Genomic DNA, 295 nt, shown 5'->3' with positions numbered 1-295 from the left:
CGTCGGCGCCAGCGCCATCGAGCCCCCCAGCAGCAACGACGCCGTCAACGCGATGGCCGAAGCCCTGTACTTGGCCTGCACGCGATCACACCCCCCGTGATCAGGAATATTTTCGTCATCGCGCAGAAGAGAGTAGCACCGGGCATTCGCGATGTGACGCCCGCGGGAACGCGCCACAGCAACTCCCCTAGTCCTCGGTTGGGTTGGCAGAACGGATGGAACCAATCCGGCAAGTGGGAGCGTCATTACCCTCTTTTAAGCCCTCACCGAGCCCTCCCTGCACACGAACGGGGCG

The organism is Streptomyces milbemycinicus (assembly GCF_002154605.1).
Taxonomy (GTDB): domain Bacteria; phylum Actinomycetota; class Actinomycetes; order Streptomycetales; family Streptomycetaceae; genus Streptomyces; species Streptomyces milbemycinicus.
The sequence above is the reverse complement of the archived record's forward strand: the minus strand, read 5'-3'. Positions refer to the sequence as shown.